Here is a 1,979-nt window from a genome sequence, read left to right as displayed (position 1 = left end):
AGCTGGTGGCCGAAGATCCGGCTGTGCTGGTTCTCCGCGGCGTGCTCTCCCCACCCGGTGACATAGGAGATGTTCAGGGCGTTGCGACCGAGGATGTAGTCCATCGCCTGCACAGCGCCGTCCCGGTAGGCGACGTTGCGGGTCAGGTCGAAGGCCGTGGCCAGCACCACCGCGTTGTTGATGACGTTGCTGTTGCCGCCCCAGAAGTAGCTGTTGGCGTCTCCGGGCATCGGCAGCCCGTACGCCTGCCGGCGCAGCTCGGCGAGGTACGTGTCGGCGGCGGCGGTGACCGAGGCGCGGACCCGGGCCAGATCGGCGGCGGGCAGTCCGTTCGGCACGGTGGCCAGGTCGAGGCGGCCCAGCGCGGCCACGCTCTGCCAGCCGAAGCCCCGGGCGTCGAACACGTTCCCGGTGTGGTGCGGTGAGGCGGTCAGGTCGGCCAGGTAGTTCTGCGCCCCGGTGGTCAGGTACAGCTCGGCCGCCGCCCAGTAGAACTCGTCGGTGACGTTGCTGTCGTCGTACGCGCCGCCGCCGGTGCCGTCGGTCGGGCTGGCGTACACCGCCGGGTGGGCCTTGGCCGCGGCGTAGGCGGTCTTCGCGGCAGTGCCGCAGCGGGTCGCGAACGCCGCGTCGTAGGGGGCGAAGAGTCGGGCGCACTGGGCCGCGGTGGCGGCCATGTTGAGGGTGGCCGCTGTCGACGGCGGGTGCAGCTCGCGCGGCTGCGGGTCGTCCTGCGGGGACAGCGGCAGCCCGGTCCAGTTCTGATCGTGGATCTTGTGGTGGACCATGCCGGCGAGCGGCTTGCCGGCGGGCACCTGCATGCGCAGCAGGAACTCCAGCTCCCAGCGGGCCTCGTCGAGGATGTCCGGCACGGCGTTGCCGCGCTCGGGCACCCGCAGCGTGCTGTCGGCGAGTTCGGCGCCGCCGTTGGCGGTGGCCGCCGTCTTGGTCCGCTCGAAGGTGTTCAACAACTGGTAGGTGGCGATGCCGCCGTTGACCACGTACTTGCCGTGGTCGCCAGCGTCGTACCAGCCGCCGCGCACGTCCAGGGAGTAGTCGCAGACACCCGGCTGGCAGGGCACGTTGGTGTCGCCCTGGTTGGGTGCGACGCCGAGGTGGCCGGCGGGCCGGGCGTACTCGTCGCCGATCAGGTCACCGTCGATGGCGATGCCGCTGCGCTGGGCGTAGAAGAACTGCAACGAGTCGGAGCGCAGCTGGTCGTAGAGGGCGCCGGAGATGTCGAACGGGTGGCTGGTCTCACCGTCGACGGTGAGCGTGAGCCCGGTGCCGGGGGTGCGGTAGCTGGAGAAGTCGACAGTCTGCACGTTCTGCCCGGAGGCGGCGTCGACGCCGCGAGCGGTGGTGGTGCCACTGGCCACGACGGTTCCGGTGGCGTTGCGCAGCTGCCAGGGCAGCGCTGCGGTGGCCTCGGTGACGACAGTGGCGTTCTTCGGGCCACCGGGCAGGTAGCCGACCTGGTTGACGCGCACCCGTGGCCCGGTGTCCGGCACGTACGGCTCGGGCGGCTCGCCGCCGCGCAGCGAGACGTCGTCCAGGCAGATGGTCTGCGCCTGGGCGGCACCACCGACCTGGAAGATCAGTTGAGCGTTGGGGTTGTCGTCCGGGACGGTGAAGGTCTGCTCGACCCGCTGGGGGGTGCCGGTGGCGGTGGCGTCCACTGCCGCGTACGTGGTGTACGGGGCGCTGCCGAGTTGCAGCACGGCCTTGACCGCGGCGCCGGGAGTGGCGGAGACCGCGAAGCCGAGGGTGTATTCGGCGCCGGCGATCAGCGGCACGCCGTCCTGGCCGATGCCGGCGTCCCACGGGTTGGCCAGCCCGCCCGCGACAGTGGTGCAGAGCTGGCCGTCCGTGACCGCCAGCGCGCCGGTGCCGAAGGAGAACCAGGGGCTCACCCCCTCGCTGAAGTCGCCGTTGTCGATCTGCTCGGGGGCGTCCGGTGGTGGGTCGGCGTGGGCCGC

At 71.7% G+C, this 1,979-nt stretch carries 1 protein-coding gene; it reads right to left on the bottom strand.

Annotated features, from left to right (window positions below; translation table 11 throughout):
- A partial coding sequence (locus tag ABZ749_RS34580) for a glycoside hydrolase family 9 protein (protein ID WP_357235484.1) occupies positions 1 to 1,979 on the bottom strand: 1,979 nt, incomplete at both ends.

It is taken from the genome of Micromonospora sp. NPDC047753 (genome assembly GCF_040642735.1).
Taxonomy (GTDB): Bacteria; Actinomycetota; Actinomycetes; order Mycobacteriales; family Micromonosporaceae; genus Micromonospora.
The sequence above is the reverse complement of the archived record's forward strand: the minus strand, read 5'-3'. Positions and strand labels throughout refer to the sequence as shown.